Annotated in this window: 15 protein-coding genes and 3 pseudogenes; 11 read left to right on the top strand and 7 right to left on the bottom strand. The window is 42.0% G+C overall.

The features are described from left to right. Nucleotides 1–46: 46 nt before the first annotated feature. From HUK45_RS03115 to HUK45_RS03105, 3 genes and pseudogenes are all read right to left on the bottom strand, one after another. Nucleotides 47–697 carry an HAD family hydrolase gene (locus tag HUK45_RS03115; RefSeq protein WP_191911045.1) on the bottom strand — a complete coding sequence of 217 codons (651 nt, stop codon included), beginning with the start codon at nt 695–697 and terminating at the stop codon, nt 47–49. A gap of 143 nt (nt 698–840) precedes the next feature. Next, entirely contained in the window at nt 841–1,740 is a 900-nt protein-coding gene (locus tag HUK45_RS03110; RefSeq protein ID WP_191911044.1) for a proline-specific peptidase family protein, read from the bottom strand. A gap of 97 nt (nt 1,741–1,837) precedes the next feature. Continuing rightward, a pseudogene (locus tag HUK45_RS03105) lies at nt 1,838–4,242 on the bottom strand (Xaa-Pro dipeptidyl-peptidase). Nucleotides 4,243–4,872: 630 nt separating this feature from the next. On the opposite strand from HUK45_RS03105, the gene HUK45_RS03100 reads away from it, so the two are divergent. The 4 genes from HUK45_RS03100 to HUK45_RS03085 are packed head-to-tail and all read left to right on the top strand — an operon-like array spanning nt 4,873 to nt 8,660. After that, entirely contained in the window at nt 4,873–5,967 is a 1,095-nt protein-coding gene (locus HUK45_RS03100; RefSeq protein WP_191911043.1) for an ABC transporter ATP-binding protein, read from the top strand. Then, nucleotides 5,967–6,773, top strand: coding sequence for an ABC transporter permease (locus HUK45_RS03095; protein ID WP_191911042.1), 807 nt, complete (start codon nt 5,967–5,969; stop codon nt 6,771–6,773). Before HUK45_RS03100 ends, HUK45_RS03095 begins: the two co-directional genes overlap by 1 nt. Before the next feature lies 1 nt (nt 6,774). After that, nucleotides 6,775–7,590: an ABC transporter permease gene (locus HUK45_RS03090; RefSeq protein WP_191911041.1), complete on the top strand. Its 816-nt coding sequence runs from the start codon at nt 6,775–6,777 to the stop codon at nt 7,588–7,590. Beyond that, a complete protein-coding gene (locus tag HUK45_RS03085) occupies nt 7,587–8,660 on the top strand; it encodes an ABC transporter substrate-binding protein (protein ID WP_191911040.1) in 1,074 nt (357 codons plus the stop codon). The genes HUK45_RS03090 and HUK45_RS03085 overlap by 4 nt, the downstream gene beginning before the upstream one ends. A gap of 408 nt (nt 8,661–9,068) precedes the next feature. Here HUK45_RS03085 and HUK45_RS03080 read toward each other — a convergent pair. Beyond that, nucleotides 9,069–10,396 (bottom strand): annotated as a pseudogene (locus HUK45_RS03080) (APC family permease). Between the two features lie 306 nt (nt 10,397–10,702). Further along, on the bottom strand, nt 10,703–11,725 hold the full coding sequence (locus HUK45_RS03075; RefSeq protein ID WP_191911039.1) for a zinc-binding alcohol dehydrogenase family protein: 1,023 nt from the start codon (nt 11,723–11,725) through the stop codon (nt 10,703–10,705). A gap of 164 nt (nt 11,726–11,889) precedes the next feature. Between HUK45_RS03075 and HUK45_RS03070 the strand changes: the two genes are divergently transcribed. Continuing rightward, complete coding sequence (locus HUK45_RS03070; RefSeq protein WP_191911038.1) at nt 11,890–12,237, top strand: winged helix-turn-helix transcriptional regulator; 348 nt, start codon at nt 11,890–11,892, stop codon at nt 12,235–12,237. A 67-nt stretch (nt 12,238–12,304) separates the two neighbouring features. Here HUK45_RS03070 and HUK45_RS03065 read toward each other — a convergent pair. After that, a pseudogene (locus HUK45_RS03065) lies at nt 12,305–14,973 on the bottom strand (HAD-IC family P-type ATPase). Nucleotides 14,974–15,227: 254 nt separating this feature from the next. Next, nucleotides 15,228–16,622, bottom strand: a complete 1,395-nt coding sequence (locus HUK45_RS03060) for an APC family permease (RefSeq protein WP_191911037.1) — start codon at nt 16,620–16,622, stop codon at nt 15,228–15,230. Nucleotides 16,623–16,756: 134 nt separating this feature from the next. On the opposite strand from HUK45_RS03060, the gene HUK45_RS03055 reads away from it, so the two are divergent. From HUK45_RS03055 to HUK45_RS03030, 6 genes are all read left to right on the top strand, one after another. Further along, a complete protein-coding gene (locus HUK45_RS03055) occupies nt 16,757–17,170 on the top strand; it encodes a bis(5'-nucleosyl)-tetraphosphatase (RefSeq protein ID WP_003716537.1) in 414 nt (137 codons plus the stop codon). Between the two features lies 1 nt (nt 17,171). Next, the gene (locus tag HUK45_RS03050; RefSeq protein WP_191911036.1) at nt 17,172–17,741 is read left to right on the top strand and encodes a guanylate kinase; all 570 of its coding nucleotides are present in this window, start codon (nt 17,172–17,174) and stop codon (nt 17,739–17,741) included. 41 nt (nt 17,742–17,782) lie between these two features. Beyond that, complete coding sequence (locus HUK45_RS03045) at nt 17,783–18,226, top strand: Fur family transcriptional regulator (protein ID WP_191911035.1); 444 nt, start codon at nt 17,783–17,785, stop codon at nt 18,224–18,226. 71 nt (nt 18,227–18,297) lie between these two features. Beyond that, complete coding sequence (locus tag HUK45_RS03040) at nt 18,298–18,714, top strand: hypothetical protein (protein WP_191911034.1); 417 nt, start codon at nt 18,298–18,300, stop codon at nt 18,712–18,714. An 18-nt stretch (nt 18,715–18,732) separates the two neighbouring features. Further along, nucleotides 18,733–19,590: a DUF6681 family protein gene (locus HUK45_RS03035; protein ID WP_191911033.1), complete on the top strand. Its 858-nt coding sequence runs from the start codon at nt 18,733–18,735 to the stop codon at nt 19,588–19,590. A 153-nt stretch (nt 19,591–19,743) separates the two neighbouring features. Beyond that, nucleotides 19,744–20,304 carry a TetR/AcrR family transcriptional regulator gene (locus tag HUK45_RS03030; protein ID WP_098044539.1) on the top strand — a complete coding sequence of 187 codons (561 nt, stop codon included), beginning with the start codon at nt 19,744–19,746 and terminating at the stop codon, nt 20,302–20,304. Nucleotides 20,305–20,310 lie beyond the last annotated feature (6 nt).

Genomic DNA, 20,310 nt, shown 5'->3' with positions numbered 1-20,310 from the left:
GTTTTTAACCTTACCGAGTCTACTTGATTCTCAGCTTCGATTATTTCTAATCAATCTTCAATAAGTCCTGTGGCTCTTGGAGCGGGTAATCGGCGTCCTGAATGTTCTGTGGCTGTGATGATCCATATAGTGCCCCAGCAAATTTAATGCCAGCATTATGAGCAGCTTTCAGATCGTTGATCGTATCACCAACGTAAACTGAATTTTCGGGACGGGCACCAAGCTTGTCCATTGCCAGCAAGATTGGGTCAGGATCCGGTTTGTGGTTGCTAGTTAACTCTTCAGTTACGGCAACATCAAAATATTTCGTCCAGTCGTAATCATTGACAAAGTGTTCTTGATAATCTTCGCGAACTTTAGATGTTGCAATTGCCAATTTTGTATCAGGACGAGCAGCTAGTCCCATAATCATTTCTTTGATTCCGGGGAAGACCGTTACTAAATCTTCGCGTTGGAAAGATAACGCGCGCCATTCATCGACCATTTCGGGGATATCCTCTTCTTTGACACCGCCCTGACGTAAAGAATCAGCACCGGTGATACCGAAGAGCTTTCGCTTGAGAGAATCAACTTGGTCTGCAGGAACATGGTAGCCATGCTTTTCCATTACATCAATCATTGGTGGCATGTATTTCTCATAAGTATTAATGAGTGTCCCATCAATATCAAAAATGAAATTTGTAATTTGGTGTGCCATAAAGTAAACCTCGCAATCTTAAGTATTCCATTCTTATTGTATACCAATTATGGTTAGGAATTAACTAATATCAATATCTGTAACGCAAAGAATAAGAAAAGCCAAGAAAACCAATTCGAATTTTCTCAGCTTCTGAACTATCTTTAGTTTTGTTCGCAATCCCGAATGAAATCAGCGAGATGCTTGTAGTAAACATCTGGATTATCAACCATGTGATGGTGACCACCGTTTGGTGTGGTAACAAACTTAGCATTTGGGATTAATTCGGCCATCTTTTTCCCGGTAGCGAGTGGCATTGATTCATGTTCACCAAAGGTAATCAGGGTTGGAACCTTAATATTCTTAAGCTGGTTACGGAAATGCCAATCTTTTAGTTTTCCGGTAATTACAAATTCGTTATCACCTTGGAAGGCGTTGTAGACCGCATCGCCACCAAGATCTTTAAGGTGGTAAAGCTTAGAAGGTTGTTTCCGGTCAATGTAGTTTTCGTTCATTACCTGAACATACTCTTGATATTTCGGATTGCTGTAATCATTTTTCGCTTCACAATCCTTCATAAAGTCAACGGCTTCCTTAGAAAGCGTCTTTTCCCGAAGCGCATTGACGTGCTTAACGTAATCATCAATTTCGTCGACCATGGATGAAATGATGGCACCCTTTAAGTGTTGACCATACTTAACAGCATATTCTTGAACAAGGAGACCGCCCCAGCTTTGACCAATGAGGTAGAAGTTATCAAGTCCTAATTTCTCACGAACTTCATCAACTTCATCTAAGAAATATTCATAGGTTAAGTATTTCTTGGCAATTTCAGGATCTGAGTAGTCGGGCTGATCAGAATAGAGCGAGCCCAGTTGGTCGTACATTGTAACTTGAACGTTTAGTCCTTGCTTTTTCAGTTGTTCCGCGGCATCTTCCCAGTATTCATGGTTTCCACCAGGACCACCATGAAGAGCTAACAAGTGAATGTCACCCTCGCCTTGAGTGTTTGTCCACAGGTGATAACCGTTATCTAGGGTAATAATCTTTGTTCCTGTTTGCATTCTCAATCTCTCCTTTGCCTGCATATTAATACAATATACAAACTATTCTAGCACAGGATAAGTTTACTTGTGAAAAATAAGCGATTGGTGGAAGAAACTAGAGCGTCATTACTCCCGGAATCAACAAGGAACTATCGGCCGTTTTAACAGTATAGGTAATCTCTTCATTACCGCGAAGAGTGGCGCCAAAGTCAGTGCTATAAATAACCAGACCGAGGCGGTGACCCTTAAGCAGGTGATGAAAAAGCGGTTGAAGCTCAAAGTGAACTTTCACAAACTGATTTGCTGCTAAATCATCAACTTGACTGGCACTATGACGATTTTGCAGGTTGATATGACCGTCAGCAATTACCTTGTAGTCACTAGTCTTTGCTTGTAAACGAAATTCCCGGAGATCATCGCTTGCCCAATGAAAACCTAACTGGAGGACGTTGCGATTCATTAAAACTGGCGAGCTCGTTAAGCGCTTAGCAGTGCCCAAATCAACTAATTGAGCACTAAGCATCCCGTGATCAGTCGAAGAAGCAACGGTAACGGTAACTTCAGGTGTTCCCCGAAGCAAAAGATCTTCTTTTACTGGTGCTGTCATTAATTTATAGGAGAACTTTCCGTGGTCCTTGATTAACGAATTTTGCCAGTCATTAATATTCCGACACCATTTTTCAAAAGTTTCAGCAGTTTGGTGATCATTAAACTGATATTCCAAAGAAAGTTGCGGATCATTAGCGGTTAATTCCGTCTTATTAAAATAGAGCCTTCTTGCGTTCCCGGCAGTCCATTCATTATATTTCCACCAAGTTTCAGGTTGCGTATTATCTTGAACTAACACTTTTGGTAGAGTTTCGTCTGCATAGTTGTCCTTTTCCCAAAGTTTATTGGCTAGCCATAAGTTAACCATTTCAGAAAAGTCTAAGGATTGAAAGGCGTTGATATAGATGTGTTGACCTTGATGTAAGACTAGCTTGCTGGTTACGGGAAGCTTTTGTAATTCGTCATAGAGGGCTTTAACGTTGCTTGGCTTGACGTTGGTATCATTTAGCCCATGAACCATCATGACGGCTGCCTTAATCTTTTTGATTGCTGGTCGGTAATTACGGTTAGCCCAGAATTGATTATAGTTTCCGGTCTTCCGGTCCATTGCTTGTGCAAGCCCGTCAATATATTTATCATTTGTTTCCTTAATTCGTTGGTAGTCAGCTGGCCGCTTTGTTCGACTGAATGTTTCATCGGCCAGAACGTCGGCATCTTCACCCTGAAAGCCGCCTGGAGCACGAACAAGACCGTTTTCACGGTAGTAATCATACCATGATGAGATTGCCGCTTCGCTAATGACTGCCTTTAATCCGGGAACAGCAGTTGTCGCAACGGCGGTGGCCAGGGTTCCAAGATAGGATCGTCCAGTCATTGCAACATTGCCGTTACACCACCATGCCTTGATTTTAATCCCGCTATGCCGATCGGTAAACGCAATTCGATCACCATGAAGCCATTCGACAACAGCTTTCATTGAGTCGGTTTGTTCGGGCGAGCCACATGTTTGAAGCCCATCAGAATCTTTAGTCCCAATCCCCGCAGAGTAGATAATTGCATAACCACGTGCTGCCAGATAATTATTCAGGGTATAAGCTGGTGTTTCCGCAAAACTCTCTGTGGCGCGTTTACTTTCGCCCTTAATTTCACGATGGGTGAATTGCTTTGGAAAAGTTGGTTCGGTAGGAGAATTTTCTCCGGCAACCTTATGGATTAACGGATGATTAACATGGTGGGTTACTTTTTCTCCCCATTCATCATTAGTTCCCTGATTGTAGGGACTAGCGGTAAAGACGGCCGGCACCTTTAAACCATTATTGCTATCGACTGGCCTGAGAATTTCAACTTTAACAAGATCAGCTTGTCCATCGTAATCGGTGTCCATATCGGTTTCAACGTAAACCACTTCACGAATAAACTTGGCTGGATCAATGGAGGCAAGCGGCTTGCCATTAAGGTACAGTGGCTTTTTATACGCCGGTAATTGGTACGACCAGGTGAGGAAGCCTTCGCTCGTTAGTTGATCAATAAATGACTGACCATTCTTATTGCGGGTATTGAGAAGCAGGTAAAAGGCCTCTAGGACATCTAACGTTGACCAGCTAGTGTGTTGAGCAAACGGGAGGCCAATGTGTGCCCAGTCTTCAAGGGGATGGTTAAGATCAAAGTCAATTTCTGGCTCGAAATGAAGGAGCTGAAGTGCAACTAGATAAAAAACATCAGTTGTTAACGGCTGATCATTTTCAAGCCATTCGTCAATTGCAAGGGTTGGGGTGGCAAGGAGATCATGAAGCCATTGGCGAACCGCGATTGGCTGCTCGCTTGCCATGTGAGTACGGGCAAGGAGAGTGAGCCACATTTGGGTTGGATCCAGCTCCGTTGCTTCATTAGCTCTCAGTAAATGGAGTTTCTTTAATTCACGTAATTTTGTTCAGAACTTGTCTTAGTAATACTAAATTGGTTAATTTTCATGAAGAGCACCTCATTATGATAGAGTGTGAGCAGGCAAAGAAGGCCCGTAAGACAACAATTTCTCCCGACTGGATGCTGAAAGCATCTGGGAGGGAGTTTGTTGTCTATAGGGGCTTCCCTGCGAACACGTTTTAACTTAGCTGCAGTAGAACGTCATCTAGGCGGAAGTTGCGGTATAGAGTGTGACCTCGCAAAGAACTCGCGGAAAGCTAACGATTTCTCCGGGGAGTGGTGTCTTGCACCACTTCTCGGAGGTCGTTAGCTCTAGCGAGTTCCGAGGGAACACGTTTTGACTTTGTTGCAGTAGAAACTGGATATGTTACAGTAAAATGCTTGTAACACTTAACTATACATCATTCTACTGCAACATAGCCTAAACGCGTTCAGCCTAAGCTTTCTCAAGATAACGACCTCTCTCCGCAGTAGCTGATTGAACCTTATATCCATAAAGTTCTAGTCATCCTTGCGAGGCTTCACGCTCTGCTGGCTTTCCGCAAGTCCTCTGCTGGCTCACACTCTTCATTATAAATCCAAATTGTCATTGCATTGTAACTACCGGGGAAATAAATAAAGAGTATAATTAATTGGCTAACTATGGACGATGAAGTAAATAAACCGTGAGGGAAGATTATGGCAAAAAATATCTTGGAATTTAAACATGTTGGTAAGCATTACGATGATAATGTTGTTCTTCGTGACATTGACTTTGAGGTTGAAGCGGGAAAATTTTATACCCTGCTTGGGCCATCTGGTTCGGGAAAAACAACAATTCTGCGGATCATTGCCGGATTTGATCAAGCTAGCAGTGGTGAAATTCTTTTTGATGGGCAGCCGATCAATAATGTTCCCGCCAATAAACGACAAGTAAATACTGTTTTTCAAGATTATGCTTTATTCCCGCACATGAATGTCGCTGAAAACGTGGCATTTGGGCTTCAAATTAAGGGAGTAAAAAAGACGGCGATCCAACAACGGGTAAAGGAAGCCCTGCACCTTGTTCGGTTGGATGGTTATGGTAATCGAGAAATTACCGCGATGTCTGGTGGTCAGCGTCAACGGGTAGCAATCGCCCGCGCAATTGTTAAACGCCCGAAAGTTCTTCTTCTTGATGAAGCCTTATCAGCCCTTGATCATAAACTGCGGGTTGATATGCAACGAGAATTACGTCAGTTGCAGCGACAATTGGGAATTACTTTTATCTTTGTCACCCATGATCAGGAAGAAGCGTTGGCGATGAGTGACCAAATCATGATTATTAATGATGGGAAGATTCAGCAAACGGGAACTCCGGTGGATATTTATGATGAACCGTTAAACCATTTTGTTGCTGATTTCATTGGCGAAAGTAATATTGTTCCTGGAGTAATGAAGAAGGACTACGTTGTTAATATTAATGGTCAGGACTTTGAGTGCGTAGATGCCGGGATGAAGCCTAACGAAAGGGTTGAAGTTGTAATTCGACCAGAAGACTTAGACATCACCACGGTTGATCAGGGGAAGCTGAAGGCAACTGTTGATACGCAGCTCTTTAGGGGAGTTGACTACCAAATTACCGCTCACGATCAGCGGAACCATGAATGGAAGATTAATTCAATCCATAAAACAAGGGTCGGGGCTCAGGTAGGCTTAACGTTTGATCCCGAAGATATCCACGTAATGCGGTACAACGAATCCGAAGAAGACTTTGATGCTCGTCTTGATAGTTACGAGGAGGATGAGAATTAATGCGGCAAAAAGTAATGTTCATTGTTCCCTATGCTTTATGGATCATCCTCTTTGTGGTGGCACCATTAGCATTGATTTTTTATCAATCATTTTTTGATATTAATAGTCATTTTACATTGGCCAATTACCAAGATTACCTAACATCGCCAACATACTTAAAGATGACCCTGAATTCCGTTTGGTACGCGGCCCTGATTACAGTAGTAACCCTCGTGATTAGCTACCCGACCGCTTATATTCTTACTCAATTGCAGAATCGCCAGTTTTGGCTGCTGATTGTTATCCTGCCAACGTGGATTAATTTGTTATTGAAAACCTATGCTTTTATTGGTCTCTTTTCACGGACGGGATCAATTAACCACTTTTTACAATTTGTTGGTTTGGGAAGTCACCAGCTCCTATTTACTGACGCTAGTTTTATGTTTGTTGCGGCCTACATTGAAATTCCGTTTATGGTTCTACCAATCTATAATGCACTGATCGAGATTAATCCTTCATTATTAAATGCTAGCAAGGATCTCGGGGCGACTTCTTGGCAAACATTTCGGCGAATCGTTTTTCCGTTATCGATGCCCGGGGTAAAAGCAGGAATTCAAGCAGTTTTTATTCCCTCACTCTCCCTCTTCATGATCACACGGTTAATCGGTGGTAACCGGGTAATTACTTTAGGGACTGCGATTGAGGAGCACTTCTTAACGACCCAAAACTGGGGGATGGGGTCAACAATTGGGGTTGTTTTGATCCTCGCAATGTTTATTGTAATGTTTATTACTGGTGATACGCGTGAGAAAGGAGGTCGGCATTAAGATGAAACAAAAGATCGCGTGGGGCAAGTTATATTTAGGGTTAGTGTTTATTATCCTGTATGCACCGATCCTGTATTTAATGATTTTCTCTTTTAGTTCTGGAAAAACGATGGAACGTTATCACGGCTTTTCTCTTCAGCACTATGCCGACTTATTCGCGGATTCCCGGATGATTACGATCGTAATTAATACCGTGTTGGTTGCAGTGTTGTCGTCTTTAATTGCGACGATTATTGGAACACTGGGGGCCTTGGCAATTAAAGAAACGCACGGAACCTGGCGAAATAGTTTGTTGTCATTAAATAATGTCTTAATGGTTTCACCAGATGTCATTATTGGGGCAAGTTTTTTGATCTTTTTCACTGTTCTCGGCATTCGTCTGGGCTTTGTTTCAGTGCTTTTAAGCCATATTGCATTTTCAATCCCGATTGTGGTTTTGATGGTGCTGCCAAAGATTAATGAATTGTCGCCAACCTTGGTCGATGCCGCCTATGATCTGGGCGCATCAAGGTGGCAGGCACTATCCCGGGTAATCTTACCAGCGATTTCGCCAGGAATTATGGCTGGCTACTTTATGGCTCTGACTTATTCGCTTGATGACTTTGCGGTTACTTTCTTTGTTACCGGAAATGGCTTTTCAACGTTATCAGTAGAGATTTATTCTCGGGCACGTCAGGGGGTTAACCTTGAAATTAACGCTTTATCAACTTTGATGTTCATTGTGTCCTTGGCGTTAGTAATTGGGTATTACTTTGTTAGTAAACATGCTGGCCGTCGTCAACGCGTTGTTACAGTTAAGGAGGGGGATGCTCAATGAAAAAACTTTGGGGCGCCCTCCTGGGAATCATCGCACTATGCTGCTTGCTAGCATTGGGTGATTACTTCATGAACCGGCAGAATAATGGTAGTGGTGGAAAGACCGTGACCGTTTATAACTGGGGAGATTATATTGATCCAGCGCTGATCAAGAAGTTTGAACGCCAAACAGGCTATCACGTTGACTACGAAACCTTTGATAGTAATGAATCAATGTTAACGAAGATCCGGCAAGGCGGGACAAACTATGATGTTGTAGTCCCGAGTGAGTATACGGTTCAACGGATGAAAAAAGAACACCTTTTAGCGCCATTGGATCATCGGAAGCTCAGCAATCTGCGTTATATTGACGCCCGTTTTCTTAATCAGGATTTTGATCCAGGAAATCAATATTCAGTTCCGTATTTTTGGGGAACGTTAGGAATCATCTATAATGATCAAAAAATTACTGGACAAGAGGTGCAACACTGGGAACAGCTTTGGAGCCCACGACTAAAGAATAATTTATTATTAATTGATAGCGCACGGGATGTTTTTGCGGTGGCATTAATTACTCAAGGAAAGTCAGTTAATACGACAAATTATTCGCAATTAAAGCAAGCTCAACACCACCTGCAAGCTTTAACGCCAAACGTAAAGGCAATTATCGCGGATGAGATGAAAATGTATATGGAACAGGACGAGGCAGCTGTCGGGGTAACTTATTCCGGGGATGCTCGGGAGATGATGAGTGTTAACCATCACTTACACTATGTTGTTCCTAGTGAGGGGAGCAATGTTTGGTTTGATAATATGGTAATTCCTAAGTCAGCGAAGAATAAGCAGGCTGCTTACCAGTTCATTAACTTTATGCTTCAACCAGAAAATGCAGCTAAGAACGCTGAATATGTTGGTTACGCGACCCCTAACCGGGCTGCAAAGAAATTATTGCCACGGTCTGTTACTGACGATCATCAATTCTATCCGCCGGAATCAACAATGGAGCACTTGCAGACGTATAAGGATCTTCCTCGACGTGTTTTGGGTGAGTATAATGATCTGTTCTTAGAGTTCAAGATGTTTAAGAAGTAAAGATGGATCTTTACCGCGATTAGACTAAGTAAATTTAAGATCGATAAAGGCCGAGAAAAGCAAACTGCTTTTCTCGGCCTTTATTAGGCTTGTAGGTTTATTTGACAGGTTCTATGCGACAGAGCTGAAATGTGCCATGACCGCAACTTCCGCCTAGATGAAGTTCTACTGCAACAAAGTCAAAACGTGCTTCGCCCGAGTTTCCTAGAGCTAGCAACCTCCTTCCTAGGCGCAAGCCGCCTTCGTCAGGAGAAATTGCTAGCTTTCCGGAAACTCTTTGGGGCAAAGGCACTCTGAAACATGTTCAGCCTAAGCTCCCTCAAGATAACGAACTCTCTCCTAGACGCGAGTCGCCTTCGTCGAGAGAAATCGTTATCATCCGGGAGCTTTTTACGGCTTCACACTCTACTACATTCTCTTTGCATCCATTCTTTTAACGGCATAGAAGATTGGAAGGCCAACGATGACGATTCCAATGAAGAGAAGGACACCGGCAGGATCGTTGAAGACTTCACTGACAAGAACAAAGATTCCACCGGCAATTGCAATAATTGGCACGAGTGGGTAGAGTGGGGTGCTGAAGGACGGGGACCATTATTTTTCTTTCTTAGGATGAAAATGCCAAAAAACGCTAAAAGGTAGAAGCAGTAAACCGTGAAGACACAAAGATCCGAGAGGTGGTCAGGATCAAAGAAGAACATCATCACGGTTGCAAGAGCCACGATAAACAATGTGGCAACGACTGGCGACTTTCCCTTTGGTGTAACGAACGAGAGAAAACGCGAGAATGGGAGATCACCACGACGCGCCATTGCGTAAACGATTCGGGGGAAGGTAATCATCTTCCCGTTAAGGGTTCCCATCATTGAGATAATAATTCCGGCTGAGAGGAGCTTTCCACCAATAGCACCAAATGCCTTGGTTGCTAAGTATGCAGTGGCGTTTTCACCAAGACGGTGGATTAAGTTAGCTGGCAGGAACTTGAGGATTCCGATAGTAATTAGGGTATAGATTACTAAGACAGCTGTAATTCCCAAGATAATTGCCTTTGGTAGTAATTTTTGTGGATTCTTCATTTCACCACCAAGGTTAGCGATTAGGATCCAACCATCATAACCGAAGAGGGTGGCTAAAACTGCGACACCAAAGCCACCAGTAGCGTGTTGAACTTCGGTAACGGTTTGACCAAATGCATGTTGGTTACCAAAGAGGAGACCGAAGATAATAATTGCTGCGATTGGAATCATTTTCCCTGCCGTTGTAATAATGGCAAAGATTGCTCCAACCTTGTTTTCAAAAAGGTTCATCACACCGATTGCCAGAACAGTGATAACAGCCAGTGGAATTCGCCATTCAGTACCAAGACCAAAGAAATTGGCCATTAAGATACTCATAAAGCCGGCAACCGAAGCGATGATTGCGGGGCCATAGACGATTACTTGCATCCATCCGGCAAGAAAACCAAGAATCCGGCCATAGAGGTTTTCGATGTAGACGTAAAGACCACCAGTGTATGGCATTTGGGCCCCAATTTCGGCAACAGTTAAACCACCAGTTAGGGTAATAATCCCACCAAATACCCAGGCAGCAATGGCTAAAGTTGATGAACCGGCACTATCAAGCACGGAACCCTGTTTGAAGAAGATCCCTGAACCAATAATTGTCCCCACGACAATCGAGATTGCCGACCAAAAACCTAACGACCGTTTTAATTCTTCTTTTGGTTGATTATTCATCGCCATTCCTCCAATTCAAAATCGGCATAATAAAAACCGGGTCCACGCTTAATCATCTGGAAAGTGCCAAATGATTAAGTGAACCCGGCAATTCATTAAACCGTTCTATAGGTACACTAAAATCACTCAGCCTCGAATAGAGCTAGAGGCTGAGGAGGAAGATTGTTGTAATTGGTTATTAAATACTAACATTGATCTTTCTCCTTTCGTGTACTTGATGTTTCTTAGAATACCATTAGAAATTTAATTTGGCAAGGTTTAATTTTAAAATGTGTGTTATTAAGTCCTATTATTTTAATTACAAACCTAATTTTCCCATTTAGAAACAACTACTTTTCCAATCATGTGACCACTCTCTACTAAACTATGTGCCTTTCGGAGATTATCTGCATTTAGAGGAGAAAGTGACTGCGTTAATGTTCCTTTTAACTTACCTTCATCAAGAAGCTGTGCAATTTTGTCCAAAATAATATGTTGAGTCTGCATATTGTCTGTATGGTAATAAGATTTTGTGTACATCCATTCCCAGGCAAAAGTGGCTTTTTTCGGAGTTAAGAGGCGCAGATTGATTGGCCGTCTATTTTCGGTGATTGAGGTAATTGTTCCTTCAGGTTTGATTAACTCACACATTTCTTTCCAGTGACTATCAATGTCTCTAAGTTCTAAAATATAATCTACATATTTGTGGCCAAGCTTCCGTACTTCATCAACTAAATTATTCCTGTGGTTTACAGTATACTTGGCACCATGCGCTTTAACCCACTTAATGCTTTCAGGACGTGAGGCAGAAGCAATAACAGTTAAACCTGCATTGGCTGCTAATTGAGTTGCAACTGAGCCTACTCCCCCAGCACCGTTGATAATAAGCAGAGTTTTATCCTTGTTTTTTGAACTAGTAGTTGGTAATGATAACTGTTCAAATAATGCTTCATATGCAGTTAATGATGTAAGAGGCATTGCAGCTGCTTCGTCATCACTTAATGTCTTTGGTGCGTGGCCGACAATTCGTTCATCAACTAATTGATATTCACTGTTACTTCCGGGACGCTTAAAGGAGCCAGCGTAAAATACTCTGTCGCCGGGCTTAAAGAGTGATACGTGAGTACCAACTTTTTCAACAATACCACAAGCGTCCCAACCGATAATCTTAGGTGTCATTAATTTTTTCCGTCCACTGCGTCGTACACCAATATCAACAGGATTAACAGAAACAGCGTTAATTTTTACTAATAGATCATGCCCTTTAGGAGAAGGAATAGGTTTTTCAAACTCAAATAGACTTTTTGGGTCATTAATGTCTAAATGTTGTGTAAAACCAATAGCTTTCATAATAAATCCTCTTTTCTACTTTGTACTTACAAATAGTAACTCGACCGGAAAAATAAAAAAGAGGAGAATTTAATTTTTCTATGTAACAATTATTTCCCTAATAGTAACGTAAATAGAATCAATGTATTATGGAGTAAGTATATCCTTTGAAAGGAGTGCTCATCTTGCAAAGGCATATTTTTGACTGTAGTAAAGGTTGCCCTGTTGAAAGTACTTTACAGATAATTTCTGGTAAATGGAAAAGTGTTATTTTGTATCACCTTATAAAAAATGATGTGTGTAGGTTTAGTGAACTGCAAAAGAAAATGCCAAACTGTTCTCGAAGAATGTTGTCATTGCAGCTTAACGGATTAGAGAAGGATAAGATTATAGAGAAAAAGGTATATCCGGTTGTCCCTCCTAGAACAGAATACAGATTAACTAGTTTTGGAAAAACATTAACACCAATTATTATTGAAATGGAAAAATGGGGTCAAATGTATAATTCGATCAAATCTAGTAGTAATGATTAAAATCAATAATTATAAAAAATAAGGCATCGAATCAATATAGTTTCGATACCTTATTTATCTTTGTATATTAAGCTTTCTTCATCCTCGACCGAATCCACTTATCTCCTTCAGTGAAAATCATAATCAAGCAGGAGAAGAGGATTACTGCACCCCATTCAGCGAGACTGATTCCAGTAACGTGGAAAGCAGTCTCGCTGAATGGTACGTAAGTCAAGAAGAGTTGGAAAATAATCATCAACCCAATTACGCCCCAGGCATTTTTGCTAATGTCGTTAATTTGAGTTAATCCATACTGTTCAGTTCTAATACTGAAGAAGTAGAAGATCTTACTGATAACAATTGTGTTTACCATCATTGTTGTGGCGTTTATTTCGCTTGCACCACCCCGGATGAACCATTCGTACCCAATTAAGGCAAAGATTGCCATTAATGCAGATACATAACCCATTTGGAAGAGATCGTGACGATTCATCAACCGCTGAGTAATTGGTCGTGGTGAACGTTCCATAATCCCATCCTCAGCCTTTTCAAAGACAAAGGCAAATTGGATTGTAATAGCGGCAATCAGGTTGATCCATAGCAATTGAGCTGGTTGAAGGGGAACTTACTGACCGGTCAAAATCGAGAAAGCAACGACAAGTCCCTCTGCAAAGGATGTCGGCAGGAGGAAGAGAATACTCTTCTTAATGTTGTCGTAGATTCGGCGACCTTCCTTAATTACCGCTGCCATGGTAGCAAAGTTATCGTCACCAAGGATCATGTCAGCAGCGTCCTTCGCCACGTCCGTTCCCTTGATCCCCATGGCAACCCCAATGTCGGCCTTCTTCAATGCCGGAGCATCGTTTACCCCGTCACCAACCATGGCAGTAACCTGTTGTTGATTTTGAAGGGCTTCAACGATTTCAAGCTTGTTTTGCGGGGTCGTTCGGGCAAAGACCTGGTTATTCATCGCGGCACTTTCTCGCTCTTTTGCGGATAGCTTATCCCATTCTGCACCGGTAATGGCGTTGATTGGACCATTAGTCAATCCTAGTTCCTTACCAATTGCTCGAGCAGTTTGCGGATCATCACCGGTAATCATCTTAACGTGAACTCCAGCAGTATTCATTTTCTTTAAGGCAACGATGACTTCTTCTCGTGGTGCATCAAGTAGTGCAGCGAGACCAAGGAACTTAATTCCCCGATAAAGGTGCTCGTGTTCTACCTCAGTTAAGTTTTCGTTGCTTGGTACTGGCTGATAACCAACGGCAATCACCCGTTTACCAGCACTTGACCAGTCGTTAACTCGTTGTTGCCACTTGGCAAGGTCAAAGCTTGGATCTTCTTTTTGAGCCATTTCAAATAACTTATCAGGAGAACCCTTGATGAAGATTACTTTTTCGTGGCTTTCTTGGTTCTCTGTTAGTTCGGCAATGTACCGGTAATCAGAGTCAAATGGCAATAGGTCAATTTCGGCATACTGTGATTGGTGCTTAGGACCATATGCCTTGTGATAGAGCGTTAAGAAGGCACCATCAGTAGGTTCACCATTAATGTGCCAAGCACCATTATTTTCGCTTAACACGGTATCGTTGGCTTGATAACCAGCTTCGACAAAGAGCTTGAGCTGGTCAGTGAGCGGCGCCTTTTTACCATTAAGTTTGATTTCGCCATTTGGTGCGTATCCAGTTCCTGAAACCTGATAGAGTTGATCGCCAACCCACAGTTCAGTCGCTGTCATTTCATTTTTGGTCAATGTCCCAGTTTTATCAGTTGCAATTACGTCAACCGAACCGAGAGTTTCTACGGCAGGCATCGATTTAATAATTGTCTTATACAATTTGGCCATTTTACTGATTCCAAAGGCTAGGATCACGGAAGTAATTGCCGGTAACCCTTCAGGAATCGCCCCCCCACAAGCATCGCAACAACCGCGAGGGCTAATGCAGGAAGGGAGTAAATCTTCAGCATAAAACCAACGATGAAGACGATGATTGAAGTTGTAATCGTGATGTATGGAACCACTGTTCCAACATGATCAATTTCCCGGGTAAGCGGGGTCTTCTTTGGCTTAATGTGGGCAACTTCTTGGGAAATTTTCCCAATTTCAGTCTGCTCAGCAGTAGCAATTACAACCCCCAGACCGCTTCCGCTTGTTACGGAAGTGGAAGCATATGCCATGTTTACGCGTTCTGCTAACGGAATATCAGTATCAGTCAATGCTTGGTCTGTTTTAATGACAGAGTTCGTTTCCCCAGTCAACGCAGATTCTTCAATCCGTAAATTATCTGCAGAAACAATCCTCAAGTCGGCCGGAACATTGTCACCAGCCTCAAGGAAAACCACGTCACCAACAACTAGATCAGCAGCATCGATGTCCTGACGCTTACCGTCTCGGTAGACAGTTGCCTGATTAGCCATCATTTCCTTAATTTTGGCAAGGGCATTGGCAGCACTAGTTTCTTGGAAGTACCCGATCAAGGAATTTAAGATAACCACAGCCCCAATAACGATGGCGTCAGTATAGTGCCCAATAATAATTGTTAATAACGTTGCAACTAACAGAATGTAGATCACAATGTTGTTAAATTGACGAAGGAAGATTTTCCACTTAGGAGTCGGCTTTACTTCAAGGACGTTTTGACCATCACTAGCAAGTTTTTGCTTTACTTCCGCGCTGGATAATCCCTGAGTGAAGTCCGTTAAGTTGAATTCTTTCTTTAGTTCATCAGTAGTTAATTGATATTGTTCTTTCATTTTGCTCCTCAAATATTTACTATAAAGCAACAATCCCATGGGATCCCGTCCCCATGATTAACAGTCGGTTGTTCGCTTTGAGTTAAGTTGCTTTAATCAGTCCTTTTCTTATTTTTCGTAAGAATATTATACCATTCTGGTTGAAGCGAGAAGGCTCTATTAAGGTATTTTTAGACAATAGTTCAACAAAAATTCACAATTAAATAAAAGGCGGATTAGCTTCTGAAACGAAGCCAATCCGCAGAGCATTAAATTTAATTTTGTTTGTCATTTAGCTTACTGTGCCAGTAGCCATAAGTGAAGTAGATAATGATTCCGAGTGAGAACCAAATTCCAGCACCAATGTAGGTCTCAAGTTGTAGTTGAGTCATCATTGCTAGACAAAGGAGCCCAGAGAGAATCGGAATAACTGGGTAAAGAGGGACCTTGAACCCGCCACGGTTACCAATGTCCTTTCGACGACGAAGAGGAATGATCCCAAATGAAACCAGTGTAAAGGCAAATAAAGTTCCAATGTTAACTAAACTAGTTAATTGATCAAGTGAAACTAAGCCACCCATAGTAGCGATAATCACCGCAACAATCCAAAGGGCAATTTGTGGAGAGTGACTCTTCTTATCTAGCTTTCCCAGGAATGCCGGCAGTAACCCGTCACGACCAATCGCGTAAATTAATCGTGAACTTGAGTAGATCATGGCAACCATCATGGTAAACATTCCAACTAGAGCTCCGATTGAAAGTAGTTCTGCCAGCCAATCTTGGTGAACTAGCTGAAGAGCGTATGATACCGGATTAGCAACATCCAGTCGGGTATACTTCACCATTCCTGTAAGGACAACGGCAACCCCCATATAGAGCAGGGTAACGATGCCTAAAGTACCGATGATTCCAAGGGGCATGTTGCGCTTTGGATTCTTCACTTCGGCAGCTGAACTAGAAACACAGTCAAAACCTAAGTAAGCAAAGAAACCGATCGTTGCCCCATGAATAACCCCGCTCATGTGGTAAGGCAAGAATGGATGATAATTCTTTGGTTTAATGAAGAACAACCCAGCAACAATAAAAATTAAAATAATGGCAACTTTAATCACGACCGCAATGTTGTTAACCCGAACAGAAGATTGCAGACCACGAGATAACATTACGGTGATTAAAAGGACAATGACGACCGCGACGATATTGATATATGTCCCGTGCGCGGGATCAAATGGCCCCGATAAGGCATGAGGGATCTTTAGCCCAAAACTTTCGATAAATGAATTAAAGTAGGCTGCCCACCCCGTTGAGACTGATGCTACGGCAAGCATGTATTCCAGGATCAATGCCCATCCAAGGAGCCAACCAAAGAATTCGCCGAACACCACGTTACCATAAGAATAAGCACTACCGGCAACGGGTAACGCTGAAGCAAATTCGGCATAACACATTGCGGCAAATGCACAAACGATTGCGGAAAGTAAGAAGGAGAGAGGAACCCCCGGTCCAGCTTGCTTAGCTGCAATAGTACCGGGAAGAATGAAGATCCCGGTACCAATAACGGTTCCGATTCCGATAGCCATCAGATCGCGAGCATTCATCGTTTTAACGAAGAGTTTATCAGCTCCGAGATAACGATCGAGACTTTCTTTTCGGAAAATGTTTAAGCCCATCTTTAACCCACCTTTGCTATAATAAATTTAGCGGCAGGGAGCAATTCCTGTCGCGGATACTAAATATAATACATTTGATTAACATTAAAAGTCAATTAGAAACATTAGATTATTTTAAAGGGAGTCAAATAACTATGGCAATTGAAATTACTAGTGGTGCGGTTGTTTACCGGAAGAATAATGGTGAAATTGAATACTTACTCTTAGAGAGTCAGAATAAGGGTCATTTTTGGGGATTCCCTAAGGGGCACGTCGAAGGAAATGAAACCTTAGAAGAGACCGCTAAACGCGAAATTAAAGAAGAAACGCAGCTAGTATTACCAATCGACACTAGTTTTCACGTATATACAGAATACGACTTGCCAAACGGTAACCGGAAGCAGATGACGCTGTATACCGCTGACTTAACGCAAAGTGAAGACATTCATTTACAAGCAGAAGAAATCAAAAACTGTGGTTGGTTTAACTATGCTGATGCTCGAGAACGGTTAACTTACGACAACCTCAAACAATTACTCGATCAAGTTAACGACCACTTAACAAAGTAATATGAATTCTGGGAAGGTATTTGTAATTGTCGGTGCAGCTGGTTCAGGGAAAACAACGGTTGCTAAGTATCTTCATGATCGTTACAAGATGGTACGGGTTATTACCCACACAACACGAGCACCACGCCCGAATGAACGGGATGGGGTTGATTACCATTTTGAGACGCCGGCTTCAATGAACAGACTTCATTTGCTGGAATCCGTTGAATATGATCACCACCTTTACGGCTCTTCATTAGAAAGTTTGATTACGGGATGGCAAACGGGGCACGATGATGTGATTGTGCTGGATACCAAGGGCGCGATTACCTATCACCAGAAGCTAGGCGATCGCGCGGTAATTATCTTCCTAACGGTGAGTCATGTTGCATCGTTGGCTCACCGGATGGTTAAACGGGGAGATGAATTACAGGCAGTTCAGTCAAGACTGAAGAGCCCTGAGTATCACCGGGACCTTCATTTATCGAATGCGCTTAAAGAAATTGCAAATGTTGTTGTTAATGATTCCTGGTCGCAAACAACTACTCAGGTTGACCGAATAATAAGACAAATCAGTTCAGAAAATGACTAATTTATGGTAGAATACTTTTCTCATTGGGGAGGTGGCATTAGATGAGTACTCTTGTAGAACAAGCTCGTAAGGTATTAAAGGATAATGGCTCACGGTGGACTAAGCAGCGTCAGCAAATGATTGAGATTCTAGCTGAGCATCCTGATCATTACATTGATTTCACGGATGTTGATCAACGCTTGCGGAAAGATAATCCGGGACTTAGCCATGGTACTGTATATCGGAACTTGAAAGATTTTGAAAGCTTGGGGATCGTTGAAACCAGACAAGCTGGAGAACGGATGCAGGTTAAGGTTTGTTGTGATTCTAACCATCACCATCATTTTATTTGTGATGTTTGTGGCAGGGTGCAAGAGATCCAGATGCCACCGATTGATTATGCTTTTTTTGCCAAGCAGTTGCCGGGGGCTAAAATTAATGGTCATACGTTTGAGCTGCACGGTATTTGTGCCGATTGCCAGGCAAAAAAGGAAAAGGAAAAATAACTTCAACTTTCCTTAATATTTATGGAGGAAAAAAGCGAGTATGATAGGTTGTAGAAAAGGAGCATTTATTTATGGCAAATAAAATCCCACCTTTCGTAACTCCCTTTGCGTTGTTTTCAATCGTATTAGCACTGGGAGCTACTAACGTTGTGGTTAATCACGCAACGCATACATCTGAAGGTGCACGAGTAAGTTCTACTTCATCAGTTAGTCGGCGAATGGACTCTGATGATAGTAGTTCAATTAGCCGGTCATCTTCACAACAGGATGAAAGCGAACAGCAATCTTCCAGTACTCGTAGTAATAACAATTCAACTACTCAGGAAAATCAAAATAATACTGGGAACGATACTGAACGCTCATCCTCGACTACTACCCAGAATAAGCAAAATAACGGTGGTAATACTTCAACTGGCAATGAAAACCAGACAGGTCAATCAAATAGTGGTCAAATTACTAATAATCAGACCACGACTGATAATCAATAAGCGGGGTGAACCTAACTAATGTTTAGTTTTCTCGATATGATTAACTCATCGCTAAGTTACTTTAACTTGGACGTTAAATTAAAGAACCGGATTTATATTATTCTGGCAACTCTGGGTGATATTTATTTGGTATACGTGACTTTTCGCTTATTCATTAACCAAGCCTGGTTGCGAGGCTTTTTGTATTGCTTAGCGATGATTGCAATTACGTACTTTATTTACGTTAACTTTGTTTTCTACTTTTTAGGAAAGACATCACAATTTGACTTCTTGTCACCGCGAATTGCTAAAATTACGGGGCAAAAATTTGCAGATAATAATCAGTCACAAGTAAGACGGGGAGCTAGCCGGTACTCAACAGGACTGGCTAACCAGTCAAACGGCCTTTTTGATGGGGCGGATACAATCCCCGCAACCGTTGAGATCGATCATACAGAACAAGAAAACCTCCAAAAAGTGGTTGATCGTCTTTTAACGGAAAAGATCTTTGTTAATGATTTTAACGGGATGAGTGAACGGGAGATTATCCGCCAGTACCAAGAGACTCATAAACCAGTTCAAGCACTAAATGTAGAATCAATTCCGCCATTCTTTGAACTGGTCCATGATCCGATTCGTCACCGTCTTGAAATTTACATGGGGATGAACCAAATGGAACGGCGACCAGTTGGTCATATTTCTAAGATTGGGTTGACTGATGTTCGGGAGGCCCACCAAAAGTACCGAATTTATTTAGCTAACTTGGTCGTGGTCGATGGACCAAATAAGATTCCTGGTCGAAGCGGAACCACAATTATGACAACTGCTGATTATGGCCTGAAAGCTCAGGTTGCTTATCGTCAACGAACTTCAAACCGAAGAACTACAATTGAATAAAATATTGGATAGTAAAACTATTGTCCCGATTTAATGAGACAATAGTTTATTTTTGTCTCATTTTAATGCAGATGTGCCAAATTAACTCTGTTGTCTATTTTTGACATGGCTTACAATATTCATTGCAAAATCGGCGAAAAGGAGGGGAAAGTTGTGCGAGTCACGAGAACCGTGCGTGATTTTCAAAATGCATTGTTGACGTTGCTTGAAGAGTATTCCTTTGAGCACCTAACCGTTGACCAGATTTGTCAAGAAGCGTTATTACACCGGAGCAGTTTTTACCGTTATTTCCGTGATAAATATGACCTCCTTGAACAAACTCTGGGAACACAAATAAACCACTTGGTTGATAGTAGTGATTCTGAAGATGATCTAATTAAGCAGTTAATTTACTACGTCAATGATCATAAGAACGTTTTTCGGCACTTAGCATCTGAAAGTGCTCATAGTTCGCTGTATGCTGAAATGATGCATATCTTAAGCCAGATTATGTTGGAACGTCGGCGTGAAAAGAGCAATGATTCTGTTATCCAATTATTACAACAAACCGATGATCCGGAGATGCTGGCTTATGTTTTGAGTGGCGCACTGATCGGCACATTTTATTGGTGGCAGGAGAAAAACTATGATGTTTCAATTGAGCATGTGATTGAATTTGCCAAACGAACGATGCAGTCGTTATCAATAGGTCGTCAATTGGAACAAAAACGATGAAACTAT

This window comes from Limosilactobacillus urinaemulieris, assembly GCF_014838745.1.
Classification (GTDB): domain Bacteria; phylum Bacillota; class Bacilli; order Lactobacillales; family Lactobacillaceae; genus Limosilactobacillus; species Limosilactobacillus urinaemulieris.
This window is presented reverse-complemented; position numbering and strand designations above follow the sequence as displayed.